Genomic DNA, 17,344 nt, shown 5'->3' with positions numbered 1-17,344 from the left:
GGGGTTGAGATGGAAACTAAAATTGATGTAAAAAAAGAACAAAAAGAAAAAGTTTTAACTCCTGGTAAAATTGTTTGGAATAATTTTAAAAAGAACAAATTTGCTATTGTTGGATTATTTATTATAGTATTTATCGTTTTATTTGCTGTTGTTGGACCTTTTATGACTGGATATGGTGAAAATGGAATAGATTACGCGGCTATGAAGGGAGCACCTAATATACACCATTTGTTAGGAACTGACGATCTTGGAAGAGATGTACTTACAAGGCTTATGTATGGTGGAAGAATATCCATTGCTGTTGGTGTATTTTCTGTTATTATTGAAGTTATACTAGGGGCTTTACTTGGTGTAATATCAGGATATTACGGCGGAATAATGGATTCTATTATAATGAGAGTAGTTGATATATTCTTATGTATACCTTTCTTGCCAATTTTAATAGTTTTGGGAGCTATGATGTCAGATTTTCATGTTAGCCCAGGCGCAAGAATTATATGGTTAATGTTTATTATAGCGTTTCTTAGCTGGCCTTCTCTTTGCAGACTTGTACGTGGAGAAGTGTTATCCCTTAGGGAGCAAGAATATATGCAGGCAGCTGAAGCACTTGGTATTAAGGATACAAGAAAAATGTTTAAACATCTTTTACCTAATACATTACCTACTATAATTGTAACTGCTACTCTTGGTGTAGGTTCCAATATACTTACTGAATCAGCACTTAGCTTTTTAGGACTTGGAGTTATAGCTCCAACTGCTTCTTGGGGAAATATGATACAGGTTGTTAATAATTTATATACATTGCAGCATTATCCTTGGCTTTGGATACCACCTGGTGTTTGTATATTTTTAACAGCTATGAGTATTAATGTTGTTGGTGATGCACTTAGAGATGCGCTCGATCCAAAACTTAGAAGGTAGGAGGATATAGGTATGGCAAAAGAATTATTAGAAGTGAAAAGCTTAAACACATATTTTTATACTCAAGCAGGCGTTGTAAAAGCTGTTAATGATGTAAGCTTTAAAATAAATGAAGGGGAAACAGTGTGTATTGTCGGAGAATCCGGATGTGGAAAAAGTGTAACATCTATGTCGATTTTAAAATTGATACCAAGTCCTCCTGGAAAGATTGTTTCTGGTGAGATATTATTTAAAGGAAAAGATTTACTAAGTTTATCAGAAGATGAACTTCGAAAAGTAAGAGGAAATGAAATTTCAGTAATATTTCAAGAACCAATGACGTCTCTAAACCCTGTATTTACAATAGGATATCAAATTTCTGAATCCTTGATGCTTCATAAAAATTTATCAGAAGCTGAGGCTAAGAAGGCATCAATAGAGGCTTTGAAGTTGGTAGGAATACCTAGAGCAGAATCGATTTTTGAATCTTACCCCCATGAATTAAGTGGAGGTATGAGACAGCGTGCTATGATAGCAATGGCAATATCATGTGATCCTGAACTTTTAATTGCAGACGAGCCAACTACAGCTCTTGATGTTACTATTCAGGCGCAAATTCTTGATCTTATGAGGGATTTAAAGAAAAAGATAAATACTTCTATTATGCTTATAACACATGATTTAGGTGTGGTTGCAGAAATGGCGGATTACGTTGTTGTTATGTATGCTGGCAAAATTGTTGAAGAAGCTCCTGTGCGTGAATTGTTTAAAAATCCCCTTCATCCATATACTATAGGGTTACTTAAATCTAAACCTTCAATAAATGATGAGGTTGATAGATTATACTCTATACCAGGACAGGTTCCTAATCCAGTAGGTATGCCAGAAAATTGCTATTTTTGTGAAAGATGTGAAAAGGCTAAAGATATATGTAGTAAAAAACAGCCACATTTGGTACAGGTTAATGATGTACATAAAGTTGCATGTTGGCTTTATGAGGAGGGAAAATAATGGCTGAAACTATATTAAAGGTTGAACATTTAAAGAAATATTTCCCTATAACAGGTGGCTTTTTTCAGAAAACTGTAGGTCACGTTAAAGCAGTAGATGATATTTCTTTTGAATTAAAAAAAGGTGAAACACTTGGACTTGTTGGAGAATCCGGCTGTGGAAAAAGTACAGCCGGAAGAACAATTTTAAGACTAATAGAAAGAACAGCTGGAAAAGTAGAGTTTGAAAATAAGGATATATTTTCTATAGGTAAAAAAGAACTAAAAAGAATTAGGCCTAAAATGCAAATAATATTTCAAGATCCTTATAGTTCACTTGATCCTAGGATGACTATAGGTGAAATAATAGGGGAAGCCCTTATAGACCATGGTATGGCTGATAGAAATAATGTAAATGATATGGTACTTGAGACAATGAACACTTGCGGTCTTGCATCATACCAAATTTCAAGATATCCCCATGAGTTTTCCGGTGGTCAAAGACAAAGAATAGGCATAGCAAGGGCTCTTGCTTTGAATCCTGATTTTATAGTTGCAGATGAGCCGGTTTCTGCGCTTGATGTTTCTATACAGTCTCAAATAGTTAATTTACTTTGTGATCTTCAGGAGAAAAAGGGTTTTTCATATTTATTTATATCTCATGATTTAAGTGTAGTTAAGCACATAAGCACTAGGGTAGGAGTTATGTATTTAGGTTCTCTTGTGGAACTTGCTCCAAAAGAAGAAATTTATACTAATCCTCTTCATCCATATACAAAGGCTTTGCTTTCTGCTGTACCTGTTCCAGATCCTGATTATAAGAGAAATAGAATAATACTTAAGGGAGATATCCCAAGTGCTTCTAATCCTCCTTCAGGCTGTAAGTTTCACACTAGGTGTCCGTATGCTACTAAAAGATGCTCGGAGGAAAATCCTGAATATAAGGATGCTGGAAGTGGACATTTTGTTGCATGTCATTTAGTTTAATAGCAAAGCAAGAGGTGATATCATGAAAAATGAAAAATTAAATAGGCTTTTAAAGCGTAGATTAAGATCGAAAAAAGATGATCAAGAAATTACCTATGAAGATATTCTCGCTATGGTTATAGCAGGATTTCAGGTGTTTATGCCTATTTTTATAATGATTGGTCTAATCCTCTTTATAGTGCTAGTTTTTATATCAAAAATTTGGCTTAAGTAAATTCTCTTTTAGGGGAATTTACTTTTTTTTTAAGAAGATACTCTTTTTTATTTTTATGAATAAAATATTAAATCATGAAAAAAATAATATATAATATATATTATTTTGGAGGGATACATCATGGGGAAAACACCACTAAAAAAAGTTATTAAGTCAAAAATAAAATCCAATAAGAAATTGACAACTCTTGAAGAGCAAAGAGAAAAAATGAAATATGAAATTGCTGCTGAATTAGGGCTTAAAGATAAAGTTGATGAGCTTGGATGGAGTGCACTTACATCAGAGGAGACAGGAAGAATTGGTGGGATAATGACAAAAATGAAAAAGAAACTTAACATTCCTAAAAATGATGAAATATTAAATCGTGAATATTATGATGAAAATTATGATGAGAATTAAATATTATATTTGATTATTATGTGCGAAACCTATATTATATAGAGTGGAATGTTTTTATGAAAGGTGATTTTATGGAATACAATAAAGGTTTTGCGCATATTTATGATGAACTTATAAATCCAGATATAAACTATAAGAAATGGTCTAAATACATATATGATGTATGTTTAAAAAGTGAAATAAAATTTGATAAATATCTTGATTTAGCCTGTGGTACAGGTAATTTAACAGAAAATTTGTGCACTAAGTTTAAAGATGTGTGGGCAGTGGATATGTCAGAAGATATGCTCTGCGAGGCAGAAGAAAAGTTTAGAAACAAAGGCTTTAAGGCAAAATTTATTTGTCAGGATATATCTAAATTAAGCCTAAATATGAAGTTTGACTTAATTACGTGTTGTTTGGATTCTACAAATTACATAACGTGCGAAAATGATTTGAAAAGTTATTTTAGTCAAGTTGAAAAATCTCTTGAGGATGATGGATTGTTTATATTTGATATAAATTCATGTTATAAATTAACCAAAGTTCTTGGAAATAATACTTTTGATTTTGATAATGATGAAGTTGTTTATGTATGGGAAAATAGTTTGGAAGAAGACATTGTAAATATGTATTTGATGTTTTTTATAAAAAAAGAAGATAGTATTTATGAGCGATTTGATGAGGAGCATCAAGAACGAGCCTATAGTGAATTGCAATTAGACAAATATTTAAATGCAGTAGGACTTTCTGTTATAAAGAAAGTAGATTGTTATGAAGAAAAAGATATAAATGATCATACAGAAAGAATAACTTATATTGTAAAAAAGACAAGAAATATTAAGTAAAATGGAGGCTTTTTTATGGCAGATAAATTAATAAGAGCTGTTGCTAAAAATGGAGAAGTGAGGATAGTCGCAGCCATTACAACAGAACTTGTAAACGAAGCAGTAACTACACATAAATGTGCACCTACAGCATCAGCAGCGCTTGGGAGAATGCTTACAGCTGGATCTCTTATGGGATCAATGCTTAAAGGTGACAAGGATGTTTTAACTTTAAAAATAAATGGTGGAGGAATAGCTAAGGGTGTAACTGTAACTGCGTATAGTGATGCTCATGTAAAAGGATTTGTAGGTAATCCTAATGCTGATTTGCCAGCTAATAATCTTGGTAAGCTTGATGTGTCAGGTATAATTGGAAAACAAGGTAATCTCAGCATAGTAAGAGATATGGGACTTAGAGAGCCATACGTTGGCCAAGTACCTATTTATACAGGGGAAATAGGCGATGATATTGCTTACTATTATGCATCATCTGAACAAGTACCTTCAGCAGTTGGATTAGGAGTGTTAGTGGATAAAGATTTATCAATAAAGGCAGCAGGTGGATTTATAATACAGATGATGCCAGGAGCAGATGAACTTGCAGCAGATTTGATAACATATAGACTTCAAGAAATACCATCTATAACTGAATTCATAAGTGATGGAAAATCAATTGAAGAAATTTTAGAATTTATATTTGAAGGTATGGACTTAAAAATATTAGATGGAAGTTTAGTACCAGAATATAGATGTGATTGTTCAAAAGAGAGAGTTGAAAGAGCACTTATGAGTATAAGTATGAGTGATTTAGAGGAAATATATCGTGATGAGAAGCAAGAAGAAGTAGTATGTAATTTTTGCGATAAAAAATATACTTTCACACATGAGGATATAGGTACACTTATTGAAAAAAAGAGAAAAATTAAGTAAAAGAGTATTGACATGCCAAGATAAGTAATATATAATATTATTTGTCTTGGCAATAGTTTATTGTTAGATATGATTGTGGGCGCTTAGCTCAGCTGGGAGAGCATCTGCCTTACAAGCAGAGGGTCACAGGTTCGAGCCCTGTAGTGCCCACCACAATTTTATGGCTTGGTAGCTCAGCTGGTTAGAGTGCTGGCCTGTCACGCCAGAGGTCGAGGGTTCGATCCCCTTCCAAGTCGCCATATTAATTATTGGCCAGATAGCTCAGTCGGTAGAGCAGAGGACTGAAAATCCTCGTGTCCCTGGTTCGATTCCTGGTCTGGCCACCATTTTGCGGGAGTGGCTCAGTGGTAGAGCGTCACCTTGCCAAGGTGAACGTCGCGAGTTCGAATCTCGTCTTCCGCTCCAATTTTGGCGCTATAGCCAAGTGGTAAGGCAGAGGTCTGCAAAACCTTTACCCCCAGTTCAAATCTGGGTGGCGCCTCCAATTATATAATAGTGTTTTAAAAGTAGCTTATACAGTAACTTGTAAGATGGTTAACTGTATAGGCTATTTTTGCAAATATAGCTTTATTTTAAAGTAGCCTTCTAGAGTAAGTTTATAAGGGTATTTTTATAATAAATTTAATATTTGAATTTATTTTGAAAAATATTGGTATACAGGCATAGCTTGGGTATATTTCATTTAATTTAATAGCGTATTTTTGCTAAAATGGAGCAAACTTATATCGTAATGAAAATTACAAATATTTATTAAGAGGAGGAGTTAACTATGTCATCAAGAAACAGTAATTTAGTACCTGAAGCAAGAGAAGGATTAGATAAATTTAAAATGGAAGCAGCAAAGGAAGTTGGAGTAAATCTTAAACAAGGATACAATGGAGATCTTACTTCAAGAGAAAATGGTTCAGTTGGTGGCCAGATGGTTAAAAAAATGGTTCAAAGTTATGAAAATGGCTTAAAATAATTAAAAAATATTAAAAAATTTAAGATGATTTTGTCAATAAAGGCCGATATGACTTGTTGTCATATCGGTTTTATTTTAATGCTTTGTTTTAAAAATATAATATGCTTCCCCTATCTATTAGTTTACTATCTCTCAAATAAAGTGGCTTTAAGTTATACTTTTTTATAAAGGAAAGTACTTCAGCTCCATATTTGTAATTTTCTAAATTACCGTAAAAGGCTATGGTGTTGTTATCTAAAATACCGCAAGTGCCTCCAATAAATCCGTAGTCGAAATTAGTGAGTTCAATATCACCATTAGGTAAAAGAAGAACATCTAGTCCATTTTTGCTTGCAGCTTGTGATATTCCAGTGTCACTAGTAATTATAGCATTATCGCTTATTATTGCTGTAGAGCATTTTGTATAACCTTGCTTTACGTTAATTAAAGATTTATAAGAAATTTTTTTATAAAGATTATCATCAGTATATTTAAGGTTATGTATAAAAAAGTTTTTTAAATTTACAGCATTGAGTATGATATCATAAGGATATTTGTTTTTAACATCATTTTTAGATTTTATTATATTTAGGTTTAGTTCTTTAAGCTGTTTAATAAACTCGTAAGGCATATTTTTATATACAACAGCAGTATTACTGTTGAGCATACATAATTGAATATCGGGATGACCAGAAATCGCATTATATACGTCTTTGCATGGAGGGACGGTTAATACGTTATATCCATTTTCTAATAGTACATTCTTTTCTTTTATATCTATTCGATAGTCTACAATTACATTTTTCAAATAAAACACCTCCATAAGATTATAGTATAGATAGATTTTAGTTACAAACTAAATAAAATTTTATAGTATTTGACCAATCTTTAAAAGCTGTGAAATCAAAAAAATAATTAAAATTTTTTATAAGGGTGTATAGACTTAAATTTTAAACACATACTAACATTACGAAAGGAGTGCTGAAAATGCTTCTTGAAACTGTAGTATATAATGATAATTTGGATAATATAATAAGCAATATAAATGAAATTAAATATACTTTTGAGAACAGTGATATAACTATTGGAATATCAGAAAGTGTAGAAAATAATTTACATTATGTTAAAATAATATGCAGTGATAAAGATTATAATGAAAAGATAAAAAGTAAATTTTACGTATATTTTAGTGAAGAACTATATAAGTACATTGCCAATGAGTTTTGCAAAAACAAATTAATGAGTTTAGTTAAGGATTCTTACTTTTTTTTAAATGCTGATGAAATTGATGATGTATGTAAAAGATGTAGTGATATTATATTAAATTATACAGTTATCAATGATAAAAATATTTCTTATATTAATATGATAAACAGCATAATAAATAAGATTATTGAGTGCATAAAAGAAAATGATGAAATAAATATAAATGGATTTACAACTTTTAGAATGAAGAACATAGAGAAAGATTTCTCTGATATTATAGATAAAGTTATAGAAAATTATATGGTTGAAAAAGAGTATGATGAATTTATAAAGCTTTTAAAATATTTTGTTGATATACAAGACAGTAAAGTTGATGAACTTAATATATACGTTGATAAAGAAGGAAAATACTTGCTCCAAGACATGAATGGAAATAATGTAGAAAATAAAATGATAGATGAATTATGTGATGTAAATGTTAATGGGGTAAACGTAGATGATGTGCTTATAAGTGGATTAATAACACTTTCCCCTAAAAAAATAGTTATACACTGTAAAGAAAGTTTTAATAATAAGGAAATTATTCAAACTATATTAAATGTATTTGAAAATAAAGTTTTTTTCTGTGATGATTGTAAAATGTGCAGAAAACTAAAAAATAGCTTGATTAGACAATGATTGGAAAGCATATTGACTTATAATAATTTTTGTAATATAATATGCATAACATCTAGATGTTATGCATATAGTTAAAGATTATGATAAGGAAAAGTAAACAAATTACAGTTAAAAGAGATAGAAATCCAAGGCTGAAAGATTTCTTTGATATGAGTTGTTGAAAACCACCTTAGAGTTATATGCTGAACTAAGTAAGCATTTTCGCATATCTGCGTTATGGATTTGAGTGAAAGGTAATACAGGAAAGCATTTGTATTGTACTGCCTTTAAATTGGGTGGAAACACGGTAAGCTCGTCCCATATGGGGATGTGCTTTATTTTTTTGCAAAAATAAATAAATTTATAATTAGGAGGAAAAAACATGATAAAAGTAACACTTAAAGATGGAAAAGTAATGGAATTTGAAAATCCTGTTACTGCTGCTGAAGTTGCAAAAGCAATAAGCCCTAGTTTATATAAAAAAGCAATTTCAGTTAGAATTAATGGCAAAAGGGATGAATTAATGACAACCATTAATGAAGATAGTAACCTTGAAATACTAACTTTTGATGATGAAGATGGAAAATGGACTTTAAGACATACTGCTTCACATATACTTGCGCAGGCAATAAAAAGGTTGTATCCAAATGTTAAATTAGCTATAGGACCGGCAATAGCAGATGGATTCTATTATGACTTTGATGCTGATTTTTCATTTACAGAAGAAATGTTCCCTAAAATAGAAAAAGAAATGGAAAGAATAATAAAACAAAATATAAAACTTGAAAGATTTGAACTTCCAAGAGAAGAAGCAATAAAATTTATGGAAGAAAAGGAAGAACCTTATAAGGTTGAACTTATAAAGGATTTGCCAGAAGGCGAGACTATTTCTTTCTATAAACAGGATGATTTTACAGACCTTTGTGCAGGCCCTCATGTTGAATCTACTGGAAAAGTAAAAGTTATTAAGATTCTTTCAGTTGCAGGTGCTTACTGGAGAGGAAATGAAAAAAACAAGATGCTTCAGAGAATATACGCAACAGCATTTACTAAAAAAGAGGATTTAGATGCTTATCTTAATATGCTTGAAGAAGCTAAAAAAAGAGATCATAGAAAAATAGGTAAAGAACTTGATTTGTTTAGTATACATGAAGAAGGTCCGGGATTTCCATTTTTCCATCCAAAGGGAATGGTTGTAAGAAATATTCTTGAAAACTATTGGAGAGAAGTTCATACTAAGGCAGGATATGATGAAATAAGAACTCCTATTATTTTGAATGAAGAATTATGGCATCAATCAGGGCATTGGGATCATTATAAAGAAAACATGTATTTTACTAAAATTGATGATGAGGATTATGCTATAAAGCCAATGAACTGTCCAGGTTCAATTCTTGTATATAAAAATGGAATTCATTCTTACAGAGAACTTCCAATAAGACTAGGAGAACTTGGTCTTGTTCATAGACATGAAAAATCAGGAGCACTTCACGGACTTATGAGAGTAAGATGTTTTACTCAGGATGATGCTCATATATTCATGACAAGAGAACAAATTACCGAAGAAATATTGGGAGTAGTTAAACTTATAGATTCCTTTTATAAAGTGTTTGGATTTGAATACTATGTAGAACTTTCTACTAGACCAGAAGATTCTATGGGAAGCGATGAAGATTGGGAAATAGCTACAAATGGCCTTATTAATGCTCTTAAAGCTGCAAATCTTGATTATAAGGTAAACGAAGGAGACGGAGCTTTCTATGGACCTAAAATTGATTTCCACTTAAAAGATTGTATAGGAAGAACTTGGCAGTGCGGTACTATACAGCTTGACTTGCAGATGCCTGAAAGATTCGATCTTAATTATGTTGGTGCTGATGGTGAAAAGCATAGGCCAGTTATGGTTCATAGAGTTGTATTTGGAAGTATAGAAAGATTTATAGGAATATTAATAGAACATTATGCAGGGGCATTTCCAACATGGCTTGCTCCAGTGCAGGTTAGAGTTCTCAATATAACAGATACACAAGCTCAATATGTTGATCGTATAGTAGAACAGCTTAAAGATGCAGGGATAAGAGTTGAGAAGGATATAAGAAATGAAAAGATAGGATATAAAATAAGAGAAGCTCAACTTCAAAAAATACCTTATATGATTGTTATTGGAGATAAAGAAATGAATGAAGGTTCTGTAGCTGTTAGAAGTAGAAAAGATGGCGATTTAGGAGCTATGAATTTAGATGATTTCATATTTAAAATTAATGCTGAAGTTAAACAAAAAATAAATTCATTATAATGTTTGACAAATTATAATACTAATGATATAATAAATTCTGTGTTAAGTAGGAACTAGCCGTTTCTCACCTTGCAGCACAGCTAGTAAGGTTATATATGTTAATTATTGTTTAGTATATTACAGAACGGCTTTTTGACCGTTCTGTTTTTATTTTAATGTTGATATTTTAATATTACATAGTTTTCGGAGGTGAAAGTCATAAGTAAGAATAAAAATTTTCTTGTAAATGGAGAAATAAGGGAAAAGCAAGTTAGAGTTATAGGTGATGATGGTTCGCAATTGGGTGTTATAAATACACGTGATGCTTTAAAAATAGCAGAAGAAAAAGAACTTGATTTAGTAGTTATATCGCCTACTGCAGTTCCTCCAGTTTGTAGAATAATGGACTTTGGTAAGTTCGTATATGAACAAACTAAAAAGGAAAAAGAAAACAAGAAGAATCAAAAAGTAGTCAACATTAAGGAAATAAGATTAAGTGCAACTATTGAAGAACATGATATTGAAATTAAAGCAAACAATGCTTCTAAGTTTTTGAGTGCTGGAGATAAAGTAAAGGTTACAGTACGTTTCAAAGGAAGACAAAATGATTATTCCTTTAAAGGAAATGGTATTTTAAATAATTTCTTTAGTAAAGTTGAAGAAGTTGCTGTAATTGAAAAACCAGCAAAATTAGAAGGTAGGAATATGACAATGGTACTAGCACCTAAAAAAGCATAGAAATAGGAGGAGATACATTATGCCAAAAATGAAGACTAATAGAGCAGCTGCTAAAAGATTTAAGCTTACTGGAACTGGAAAGTTAAAAAGAGCTAAGGCTTTTAAGAGTCATATATTGACAAAAAAATCTGCAAAAACTAAGAGAAATTTAAGAAGTGCTACTTATGTATCAGAGACACAAGAAAAAACAATGAAAAAGTTGTTACCATACCTATAGTAGGAAAGGTTTTTAAGGAGGTTTACTAAAATGGCTAGAGTAAAAAGGGCGGTTAATGCTCGTAAATATCATAAGAAAATATTAAAGCTTGCTAAAGGATACTATGGTGGTAAGAGCAAGTTATTTAAAACAGCAAACGAAACTGTTATAAGAGCACTTAGAAATGCTTATGTTGGTAGAAGATTAAAAAAGAGAGATTTTAGAAAACTTTGGATAGCTAGAATAAATGCTGCTACAAGAGTAAATGGTCTTTCTTATTCAAAATTCATGAATGGAATCAAACTTGCTGGAATAGGCATGAATAGAAAAATGCTTTCAGAAATAGCTATAAATGATCCAAAAGCTTTTTCTGAATTAGTTGAAATAGCAAAAAAACAAATTAGTGCTTAATTAAAGTGCAGCCACAGGGCTGCATTTTTGCTAATTATACCAAACTCCATAAAAATAAAAGGGCTTGATGATATGGAAGTAATAAAAAGTAAAGAAAATAGTCTCATAAAAGAAGTAAAAAAGTTAAAAGAGAAAAAATACAGAGATTTAAATGAAAGTTTCTTAATAGAAGGATTTAGATTTGTAGAAGAAGCTCTCAAATCTAATTTTGAAGTGAAATATGTGTTCATTTGTGAGAGACAAAAAGAAAAATTTGAGAAATTAGGGTTTGAGGGTTTAATACATAAAAGTACTAAAAGTTTTATGGTTTCAGATAGTGTTTTAAATGCTATAAGTAGCACGGAGACACCTCAAGGCATAGTTGCTGTAGTTAAAAATAGAATAAGTGATATACAAATTAAAAATGGTTTTTATGTGCTCATAGATAAGGTGCAGGACCCTGGAAACATGGGAACGATAATAAGAAGTGCAAATGCATCAGGAGCGCTTGGTGTAATAATTACAAAAGGGACTGTGGATACATACAATAATAAAACTTTAAGATCAACCATGGGATCTATATTTAAAATTCCAATTATTTTTGAAGATGCTAGCTTCGATATAGTAAAAAAATTAAAGAAAAATAATTTTAAATTAATAACAAGTTCTCTTAATACCGATTATAATTTTTATGATATAGATTTGACAGATAAAGTTATAATTGCAGTTGGAAATGAAGGAAACGGAATAAGTAATGAAGTATTAGAACTTGGTAATATTAGCGTGAAAATACCTATGCCTGGAAATGCTGAATCCTTAAATGTTGGGGTTGCTGCTTCTATAATGATGTTTGAAGCTGTAAGGCAGATTAAGATGAAAAAATTATGTTTTAAATAAATGCAAAAGTCAACACTTATTTAAAGCAAATCTAATAAAAAGCTTGAAAAATATAAAATTGGTGTTATAATACATATTAAAAGTTAAAATATACGAAATTTTGATAGAGAGAGTAAATTTAAAATAGCTTTAAGGGAGAAAAGATCACTGACTGAAAGTCTTTTTAAGCAATTTTTATTTTGAAGTTCACTCTGGAGTTCTGTTTGGGAAATATGTTTATAAAGGGTTATCAAGGTGAAGCTTAATTTATACATGTTCCAAGATGCTAAGTTTCATGGCATTATGGTGTGTATATGTAAATTAATAGTTGAGCTGGTGTAATCTCATAGAGTAGCAAACAGCGGTAGTTCCGTTAAAGAATCAAGTGGGTTTATCCAATTTGGGTGGTACCGCGGAGTTATTCCGTCCCTTTTTATTTAGGGGGCGGTTTTTTTATATTTTAATTTCCAAAAAGTTATAAAGGGCAATCAAGGTGAAACTTAATTTATACATGTTTGAAAATGACAATTTCCAAGGAATTATGATGCATATATGAATTAATAGTTGAACTGATTTCACTAGGAAGGGAGAAAATATTTTATGAAAGAAAAATTAGAAGCAATAAAAAATAGCGCTCTTGAAGATTTAAAAAAAGCTATTAGTAAAACTGAAATTGAAAACATAAGAGTAAAATATCTTGGAAAGAAGGGGGAACTTACTCAAATACTCAGAGGAATGGGAAGCTTAAGTGCTGAGGAAAGACCTGTAGTTGGAAAATTAGCTAATGAAATAAGAAGCAGTCTCGAAGGTTTTATATCAGAAACTTCAAATAAAATAAAAAAAGCGGAAAAAGAAAACAAATTAAAGGATGAAGTTATAGATATATCTATGCCAGGTAAAAAAAAGTTTATAGGGCACAGACATCCAACAGATTTAACGTTAAAAGCAATTGAAAGTATATTTATGGATATGGGTTTTGTAATTGAAGAAGGTCCTGAAGTAGAATATGATAAGTATAATTTTGAAATGTTGAATATACCTAAGAATCATCCAGCAAGAGGAGAGCAGGATACGTTTTATATAAATGATGATATGGTTTTAAGAACACAAACCTCACCAGTACAAGTAAGAACTATGCTTAATGAGAAACCTCCTATAAAAATGATTTCACCTGGAAAGGTTTATCGTTCTGATGCTGCAGATGCAACTCACTCACCAATATTTTATCAAGTTGAAGGATTAGTTATAGATAAGGGAATTAGATTCTCCGATTTAAAAGGGACGCTTGAAATGTTTGCAAAGAAAATGTTTGGAGAAAATACAAAAATGAAATTTAGACCACATCATTTTCCATTCACTGAACCATCTGCTGAAGCTGATGTTACATGCTTTGCCTGTGGAGGAAAGGGATGCAGAGTATGTAAAGGAGAAGGCTGGATAGAATTATGGGGCTGCGGAATGGTCCACCCTAATGTCTTAAGAAACTGCGGAATAGATCCTGAAGTTTACAGTGGATTTGCATTTGGTCTTGGACTTGATAGAATAGTTATGTTAGATCATCATATTGATGATATTAGACAACTTTATGAAAGTGATATGAGATTTTTGAATCAATTTTAGAGGAGGATTAGAAGAATATGAAAGTACCTTATAAATGGCTTAAAGATTACGTAGATGTTGATATAAATGCAAAAGAACTTGGAGATATACTTACTCTTTCTGGTTCAAAACTTGAAGAAGTAATAACAAGTGGAGAGGAAATGCAAAATGTAGTTACTGGTAAAATACTAAAAATAGAGCCTCATCCTGATGCAGAAAAATTAGTTGTATGTCAGGTTGAAGTTGGAAAAGAGGAACCAATACAAATAGTTACAGGAGCTAATAACATGTCAGAAGGGGATATAGTACCTGTGGCTCTTCATGGTTCAACACTTCCTGGAGGAGTTAAAATAAAAAAGGGTAAATTAAGAGGAATAGTATCTAATGGAATGATGTGTTCAGCAGAAGAAATAGGGGTGACAGAAGAAAATCCAGTACATGGTCTTATGATTTTAGATAAAGATACAAAAGTAGGAAAAGATATAAAAGATGTTCTGGGACTTGACAATCCTGTTTTAGATTTTGAAATAACTTCGAACAGACCAGATTGCTTAAGCATAATTGGTATGGCTAGAGAAACAGCAGCAACACTTAATATTAAATATAGAAAACCTAAATTTGATTTTAATGAAACAGCAGAAAATAATATTAAAGATAAATTAACTGTTGAAGTTAAAGATAAACTTTGCAAGAGATATATGGCACGTGTTGTTAAAAATATAAAAATAGAGCCTTCACCAGCATGGATGCAGGAAAGACTTACTCTTGCAGGTGTAAGACCAATAAACAATATAGTTGATATAACTAATTTTGTTATGATTGAGCTTGGTCAGCCAATGCATGCTTTTGATAAGAGAATGATAAGTTCAAATAAGATAGTAGTTGAAAGAGCTAAAGAAGGAGAAAAGTTTACAACTTTAGATGGAACTGAAAGAACTTTAAGTAAAAATCAGCTTATGATAAAAAATGGAGATAAAAGTGTTGCTATTGCTGGAATAATGGGAGGTTTAAACTCAGAGGTAACAGAAGATACAAATGAAATAATATTTGAATCAGCTAACTTTGATGGAACTAATATAAGAGTATCTTCTCAAAAATTAGCACTTAGAACTGAAGCATCTGGAAGATATGAAAAAGACCTTGATCCTAATCTTTGTGAAGAAGCTTTAAATAGAGCATGTAATTTAATACAGGAACTTAACGCAGGAGAAATTGCAGAAGGCGTTACAGATATATATCCTGAAAAGATTACAGAACACTATGTTGAAGTAGATTATAAATGGATAAATGAATTTTTAGGAACAAAACTTTCTAAAGAAGAGATGAAGGGATATTTAGATAGATTAGAACTTGATACTGAAATAAATGGTGATATACTTAAGGTACTGTCTAGAACTTTTAGAAGTGACATAAATATAAGAGAAGATATTGCAGAAGAAGTTGCTAGAATACATGGTTATAATGTCATTGATTCTACAGTTATACAGTCACCAAGTATAAGGATGGGAAAAAGTAGGAAGCAAATAATAAAAGATATGGTTGTTGAAAGTTTACTTGCTTCAGGACTAAATGAATCTATAAGTTATTCATTTATAAGCCCTAAAGTTTTTGATAAAATTCTTATTCCAAAAGATAGTGAGCTTAGAAATGTTGTTAAAATAAGAAATCCATTAGGAGAAGATTTTAGTGTAATGAGAACTACTACTCTTCACTCAATGATGGAAGCTCTTCAGAGAAATTACAGCAGAAGTAATGAATTTGCAAGATTGTTTGAAATTGGAAAAGTTTACATACCAGCTTCAAATGAATGTAAAATTCCAGAAGAAAAAAATGTGATAACTGTAGGTATGTACGGAAACGTAGATTATTTTGATCTAAAAGGTGTAATTGAGAATTTGCTAGAAATACTTGGAATAGAAAATGTATCATATGTTAGAGAAAGTGAAAATCCAACTTTCCATCCAGGTAAAACTGCTTCAGTTATGCTTAAAAATAAATGTCTTGGTATTATGGGAGAAATACATCCAGATGTAGCTGAAAACTATGGTGTTGAGGAAAGATGTTATATAGCAGAGATGAATCTTGACGAACTCATAGAAAATACATCAATCACTAAAGAATACAAGCCAATTCCTAAATTTCCAGCTGTAACAAGGGATATAGCAGTTCTTGTTGATGAAAATATATTAGTGCAGCAAATTGAAGATATAATAAAAAGACAAGGCAGCAGCATACTTGAAAGTTATAAGCTCTTTGATGTTTATAAGGGGAAACAAGTTCCAGAAGGTAAAAAGAGTGTAGCATACTCGATTACTTATAGAGATGAAAATAAAACACTTACAGAAAAAGAAGTTGAAAAAGTTCACAATAAAATTGTAAATACTCTTGAACATTTAATTGGTGCAGAATTAAGATAATAATAAGAAAGTGAAAGTGTTATAAAATTACTTTCACTTTCTTATTTTCCAATACTTAATTATGTGTTAAAATAGTTATAAAAGACTTTTCAGATATATAGTTTTTAAAAAGTTAAGTTTCATGTACTAAGTAAAGAGTTTAACTATATATAGAATTGAAGGTGTTATATATGAATTTAATTACCATAAAAATAAATGGTATGGAATATTGTTTAAGAGGAGAAGAAAAAGAAGAGTACTTAAGGACAGTAGAAAAATATGTTGATAAGAAAATTAAAAATATAATAGAAAATAATGAAAAGTTAAGTACAGCAGATGCTGCTATTTTGACTGCACTGAATGTGGCAGATGATATGTTTAAGACTGGCTATGAAAATGATGAATTAATTGACAAAATTGAAATTTATAAGAAGCGAGAAAGTGATTTGAAAATCGAGCTTCAAAAAGCAAGAGATGAAATTGGACAAATAAAGAAAAAAAATCAGATTGAATATAATAAACTAAATGAAAAGTTGTTAAAGTCTAATAATGAAAAAAATGAACTTTTGACTGAGGTCAAGGAACTTAAGGGTTTAAAAGGAAAAGATACACAAGTAGAAGAACTTACAGAACAGCTTGCAATTATGGAAAACGAAATAAAGAAGTACAAGGGTATGTATGATAAAGTTTCTAGGGAAAATAAGGATCTTAAGTTTACAATACATAGTTTAAAGTATAAGGTTATAGATTTAGAAAATAAGTACCTTGAAAATCAAATAGATTTAGCAAAGACAAGAAAACAAATTGCTGAAAGTCTAAAGGAAAATGCAAAATGATAAAAGC

At 30.9% G+C, this 17,344-nt stretch carries 18 protein-coding genes, 5 tRNA genes and 2 other annotated features; of the genes, 22 read left to right on the top strand and 1 reads right to left on the bottom strand.

All coding sequences use genetic code 11. The features are described from left to right. Window positions 1–9 precede the first annotated feature (9 nt). The 13 genes from opp4C (at window position 10) to LQK79_RS01700 (ending at window position 6,189) form a co-directional block, all read left to right on the top strand. Entirely contained in the window at window positions 10–921 is a 912-nt protein-coding gene (gene opp4C, locus LQK79_RS01760) for an oligopeptide ABC transporter permease (protein ID WP_053241106.1), read from the top strand. A gap of 12 nt (window positions 922–933) precedes the next feature. Then, on the top strand, window positions 934–1,911 hold the full coding sequence (locus tag LQK79_RS01755) for an ABC transporter ATP-binding protein (RefSeq protein ID WP_053241105.1): 978 nt from the start codon (window positions 934–936) through the stop codon (window positions 1,909–1,911). After that, on the top strand, window positions 1,911–2,876 hold the full coding sequence (locus LQK79_RS01750) for an ABC transporter ATP-binding protein (protein ID WP_231015254.1): 966 nt from the start codon (window positions 1,911–1,913) through the stop codon (window positions 2,874–2,876). The genes LQK79_RS01755 and LQK79_RS01750 overlap by 1 nt, the downstream gene beginning before the upstream one ends. 22 nt (window positions 2,877–2,898) lie before the next feature. Next, window positions 2,899–3,090: a hypothetical protein gene (locus tag LQK79_RS01745; RefSeq protein WP_053241104.1), complete on the top strand. Its 192-nt coding sequence runs from the start codon at window positions 2,899–2,901 to the stop codon at window positions 3,088–3,090. A 120-nt stretch (window positions 3,091–3,210) separates the two neighbouring features. After that, window positions 3,211–3,489 carry a small, acid-soluble spore protein, alpha/beta type gene (locus LQK79_RS01740; protein WP_231015253.1) on the top strand — a complete coding sequence of 93 codons (279 nt, stop codon included), beginning with the start codon at window positions 3,211–3,213 and terminating at the stop codon, window positions 3,487–3,489. Between the two features lie 71 nt (window positions 3,490–3,560). Next, the gene (locus LQK79_RS01735; protein WP_053243266.1) at window positions 3,561–4,316 is read left to right on the top strand and encodes a class I SAM-dependent DNA methyltransferase; all 756 of its coding nucleotides are present in this window, start codon (window positions 3,561–3,563) and stop codon (window positions 4,314–4,316) included. A 15-nt stretch (window positions 4,317–4,331) separates the two neighbouring features. Beyond that, the gene (hslO, locus tag LQK79_RS01730; protein WP_053241102.1) at window positions 4,332–5,225 is read left to right on the top strand and encodes an Hsp33 family molecular chaperone HslO; all 894 of its coding nucleotides are present in this window, start codon (window positions 4,332–4,334) and stop codon (window positions 5,223–5,225) included. A 77-nt stretch (window positions 5,226–5,302) separates the two neighbouring features. Continuing rightward, a tRNA-Val gene (locus LQK79_RS01725) sits at window positions 5,303–5,378 on the top strand. Between the two features lie 9 nt (window positions 5,379–5,387). Then, window positions 5,388–5,464, top strand: a tRNA-Asp gene (locus tag LQK79_RS01720). 11 nt (window positions 5,465–5,475) lie between these two features. Then, window positions 5,476–5,551, top strand: a tRNA-Phe gene (locus LQK79_RS01715). A gap of 4 nt (window positions 5,552–5,555) precedes the next feature. After that, a tRNA-Gly gene (locus tag LQK79_RS01710) sits at window positions 5,556–5,630 on the top strand. A gap of 5 nt (window positions 5,631–5,635) precedes the next feature. Then, a tRNA-Cys gene (locus LQK79_RS01705) sits at window positions 5,636–5,709 on the top strand. A gap of 285 nt (window positions 5,710–5,994) precedes the next feature. After that, window positions 5,995–6,189: an alpha/beta-type small acid-soluble spore protein gene (locus LQK79_RS01700; RefSeq protein ID WP_053241101.1), complete on the top strand. Its 195-nt coding sequence runs from the start codon at window positions 5,995–5,997 to the stop codon at window positions 6,187–6,189. Between the two features lie 88 nt (window positions 6,190–6,277). Here LQK79_RS01700 and LQK79_RS01695 read toward each other — a convergent pair whose 3' ends face one another. Then, complete coding sequence (locus tag LQK79_RS01695) at window positions 6,278–6,976, bottom strand: DUF6873 family GME fold protein (protein ID WP_053241100.1); 699 nt, start codon at window positions 6,974–6,976, stop codon at window positions 6,278–6,280. Window positions 6,977–7,155: 179 nt separating this feature from the next. Between LQK79_RS01695 and ytxC the strand changes: the two genes are divergently transcribed. The 9 genes from ytxC to LQK79_RS01650 all read left to right on the top strand — a co-directional run bounded on the left by ytxC (window position 7,156) and on the right by LQK79_RS01650 (window position 17,337). After that, on the top strand, window positions 7,156–8,052 hold the full coding sequence (gene ytxC / locus LQK79_RS01690; protein ID WP_231015252.1) for a putative sporulation protein YtxC: 897 nt from the start codon (window positions 7,156–7,158) through the stop codon (window positions 8,050–8,052). A 71-nt stretch (window positions 8,053–8,123) separates the two neighbouring features. After that, window positions 8,124–8,355 (top strand) — a binding site (T-box leader). A 58-nt stretch (window positions 8,356–8,413) separates the two neighbouring features. After that, window positions 8,414–10,327 carry a threonine--tRNA ligase gene (gene thrS / locus LQK79_RS01685; RefSeq protein WP_053241099.1) on the top strand — a complete coding sequence of 638 codons (1,914 nt, stop codon included), beginning with the start codon at window positions 8,414–8,416 and terminating at the stop codon, window positions 10,325–10,327. Between the two features lie 38 nt (window positions 10,328–10,365). Continuing rightward, window positions 10,366–10,481 (top strand) — a sequence feature (ribosomal protein L20 leader region). A 35-nt stretch (window positions 10,482–10,516) separates the two neighbouring features. After that, on the top strand, window positions 10,517–11,044 hold the full coding sequence (infC, locus tag LQK79_RS01680) for a translation initiation factor IF-3 (RefSeq protein ID WP_053241098.1): 528 nt from the start codon (window positions 10,517–10,519) through the stop codon (window positions 11,042–11,044). 19 nt (window positions 11,045–11,063) lie between these two features. Next, entirely contained in the window at window positions 11,064–11,261 is a 198-nt protein-coding gene (gene rpmI, locus LQK79_RS01675; RefSeq protein WP_053241097.1) for a 50S ribosomal protein L35, read from the top strand. A 30-nt stretch (window positions 11,262–11,291) separates the two neighbouring features. Beyond that, on the top strand, window positions 11,292–11,651 hold the full coding sequence (gene rplT / locus LQK79_RS01670; protein ID WP_053241096.1) for a 50S ribosomal protein L20: 360 nt from the start codon (window positions 11,292–11,294) through the stop codon (window positions 11,649–11,651). A gap of 72 nt (window positions 11,652–11,723) precedes the next feature. Continuing rightward, window positions 11,724–12,527 carry a TrmH family RNA methyltransferase gene (locus LQK79_RS01665; RefSeq protein ID WP_231015250.1) on the top strand — a complete coding sequence of 268 codons (804 nt, stop codon included), beginning with the start codon at window positions 11,724–11,726 and terminating at the stop codon, window positions 12,525–12,527. A 579-nt stretch (window positions 12,528–13,106) separates the two neighbouring features. After that, complete coding sequence (pheS, locus tag LQK79_RS01660) at window positions 13,107–14,126, top strand: phenylalanine--tRNA ligase subunit alpha (RefSeq protein WP_231015249.1); 1,020 nt, start codon at window positions 13,107–13,109, stop codon at window positions 14,124–14,126. 17 nt (window positions 14,127–14,143) lie between these two features. Then, the gene (gene pheT, locus LQK79_RS01655; RefSeq protein ID WP_053241095.1) at window positions 14,144–16,522 is read left to right on the top strand and encodes a phenylalanine--tRNA ligase subunit beta; all 2,379 of its coding nucleotides are present in this window, start codon (window positions 14,144–14,146) and stop codon (window positions 16,520–16,522) included. A gap of 170 nt (window positions 16,523–16,692) precedes the next feature. Then, window positions 16,693–17,337, top strand: a complete 645-nt coding sequence (locus LQK79_RS01650) for a cell division protein ZapA (protein WP_231015247.1) — start codon at window positions 16,693–16,695, stop codon at window positions 17,335–17,337. The last annotated feature ends 7 nt before the right edge of the window (window positions 17,338–17,344 follow it).

The sequence above is a fragment of the Clostridium guangxiense genome (assembly GCF_021043395.1).
Lineage (GTDB): Bacteria > Bacillota > Clostridia > Clostridiales > Clostridiaceae > Clostridium_S > Clostridium_S guangxiense.
Note: the sequence above shows the minus strand (reverse complement) of the source record. Positions and strands in the feature narration are given on the sequence as shown.

Excerpts from the sequence above, each read along its gene's own strand:
- opp4C (WP_053241106.1), top strand. The coding sequence starts at position 10 with ATGGAAACTAAAATTGATGTAAAAAAAGAACAAAAAGAAAAAGTTTTA.
- LQK79_RS01755 (WP_053241105.1), top strand. The coding sequence starts at position 934 with ATGGCAAAAGAATTATTAGAAGTGAAAAGCTTAAACACATATTTTTAT.
- LQK79_RS01750 (WP_231015254.1), top strand. The coding sequence starts at position 1,911 with ATGGCTGAAACTATATTAAAGGTTGAACATTTAAAGAAATATTTCCCT.
- LQK79_RS01745 (WP_053241104.1), top strand. The coding sequence starts at position 2,899 with ATGAAAAATGAAAAATTAAATAGGCTTTTAAAGCGTAGATTAAGATCG.
- LQK79_RS01740 (WP_231015253.1), top strand. The coding sequence starts at position 3,211 with ATGGGGAAAACACCACTAAAAAAAGTTATTAAGTCAAAAATAAAATCC.
- LQK79_RS01735 (WP_053243266.1), top strand. The coding sequence starts at position 3,561 with ATGGAATACAATAAAGGTTTTGCGCATATTTATGATGAACTTATAAAT.
- hslO (WP_053241102.1), top strand. The coding sequence starts at position 4,332 with ATGGCAGATAAATTAATAAGAGCTGTTGCTAAAAATGGAGAAGTGAGG.
- LQK79_RS01700 (WP_053241101.1), top strand. The coding sequence starts at position 5,995 with ATGTCATCAAGAAACAGTAATTTAGTACCTGAAGCAAGAGAAGGATTA.
- ytxC (WP_231015252.1), top strand. The coding sequence starts at position 7,156 with ATGCTTCTTGAAACTGTAGTATATAATGATAATTTGGATAATATAATA.
- thrS (WP_053241099.1), top strand. The coding sequence starts at position 8,414 with ATGATAAAAGTAACACTTAAAGATGGAAAAGTAATGGAATTTGAAAAT.
- rpmI (WP_053241097.1), top strand. The coding sequence starts at position 11,064 with ATGCCAAAAATGAAGACTAATAGAGCAGCTGCTAAAAGATTTAAGCTT.
- rplT (WP_053241096.1), top strand. The coding sequence starts at position 11,292 with ATGGCTAGAGTAAAAAGGGCGGTTAATGCTCGTAAATATCATAAGAAA.
- LQK79_RS01665 (WP_231015250.1), top strand. The coding sequence starts at position 11,724 with ATGGAAGTAATAAAAAGTAAAGAAAATAGTCTCATAAAAGAAGTAAAA.
- pheS (WP_231015249.1), top strand. The coding sequence starts at position 13,107 with ATGAAAGAAAAATTAGAAGCAATAAAAAATAGCGCTCTTGAAGATTTA.
- pheT (WP_053241095.1), top strand. The coding sequence starts at position 14,144 with ATGAAAGTACCTTATAAATGGCTTAAAGATTACGTAGATGTTGATATA.
- LQK79_RS01650 (WP_231015247.1), top strand. The coding sequence starts at position 16,693 with ATGAATTTAATTACCATAAAAATAAATGGTATGGAATATTGTTTAAGA.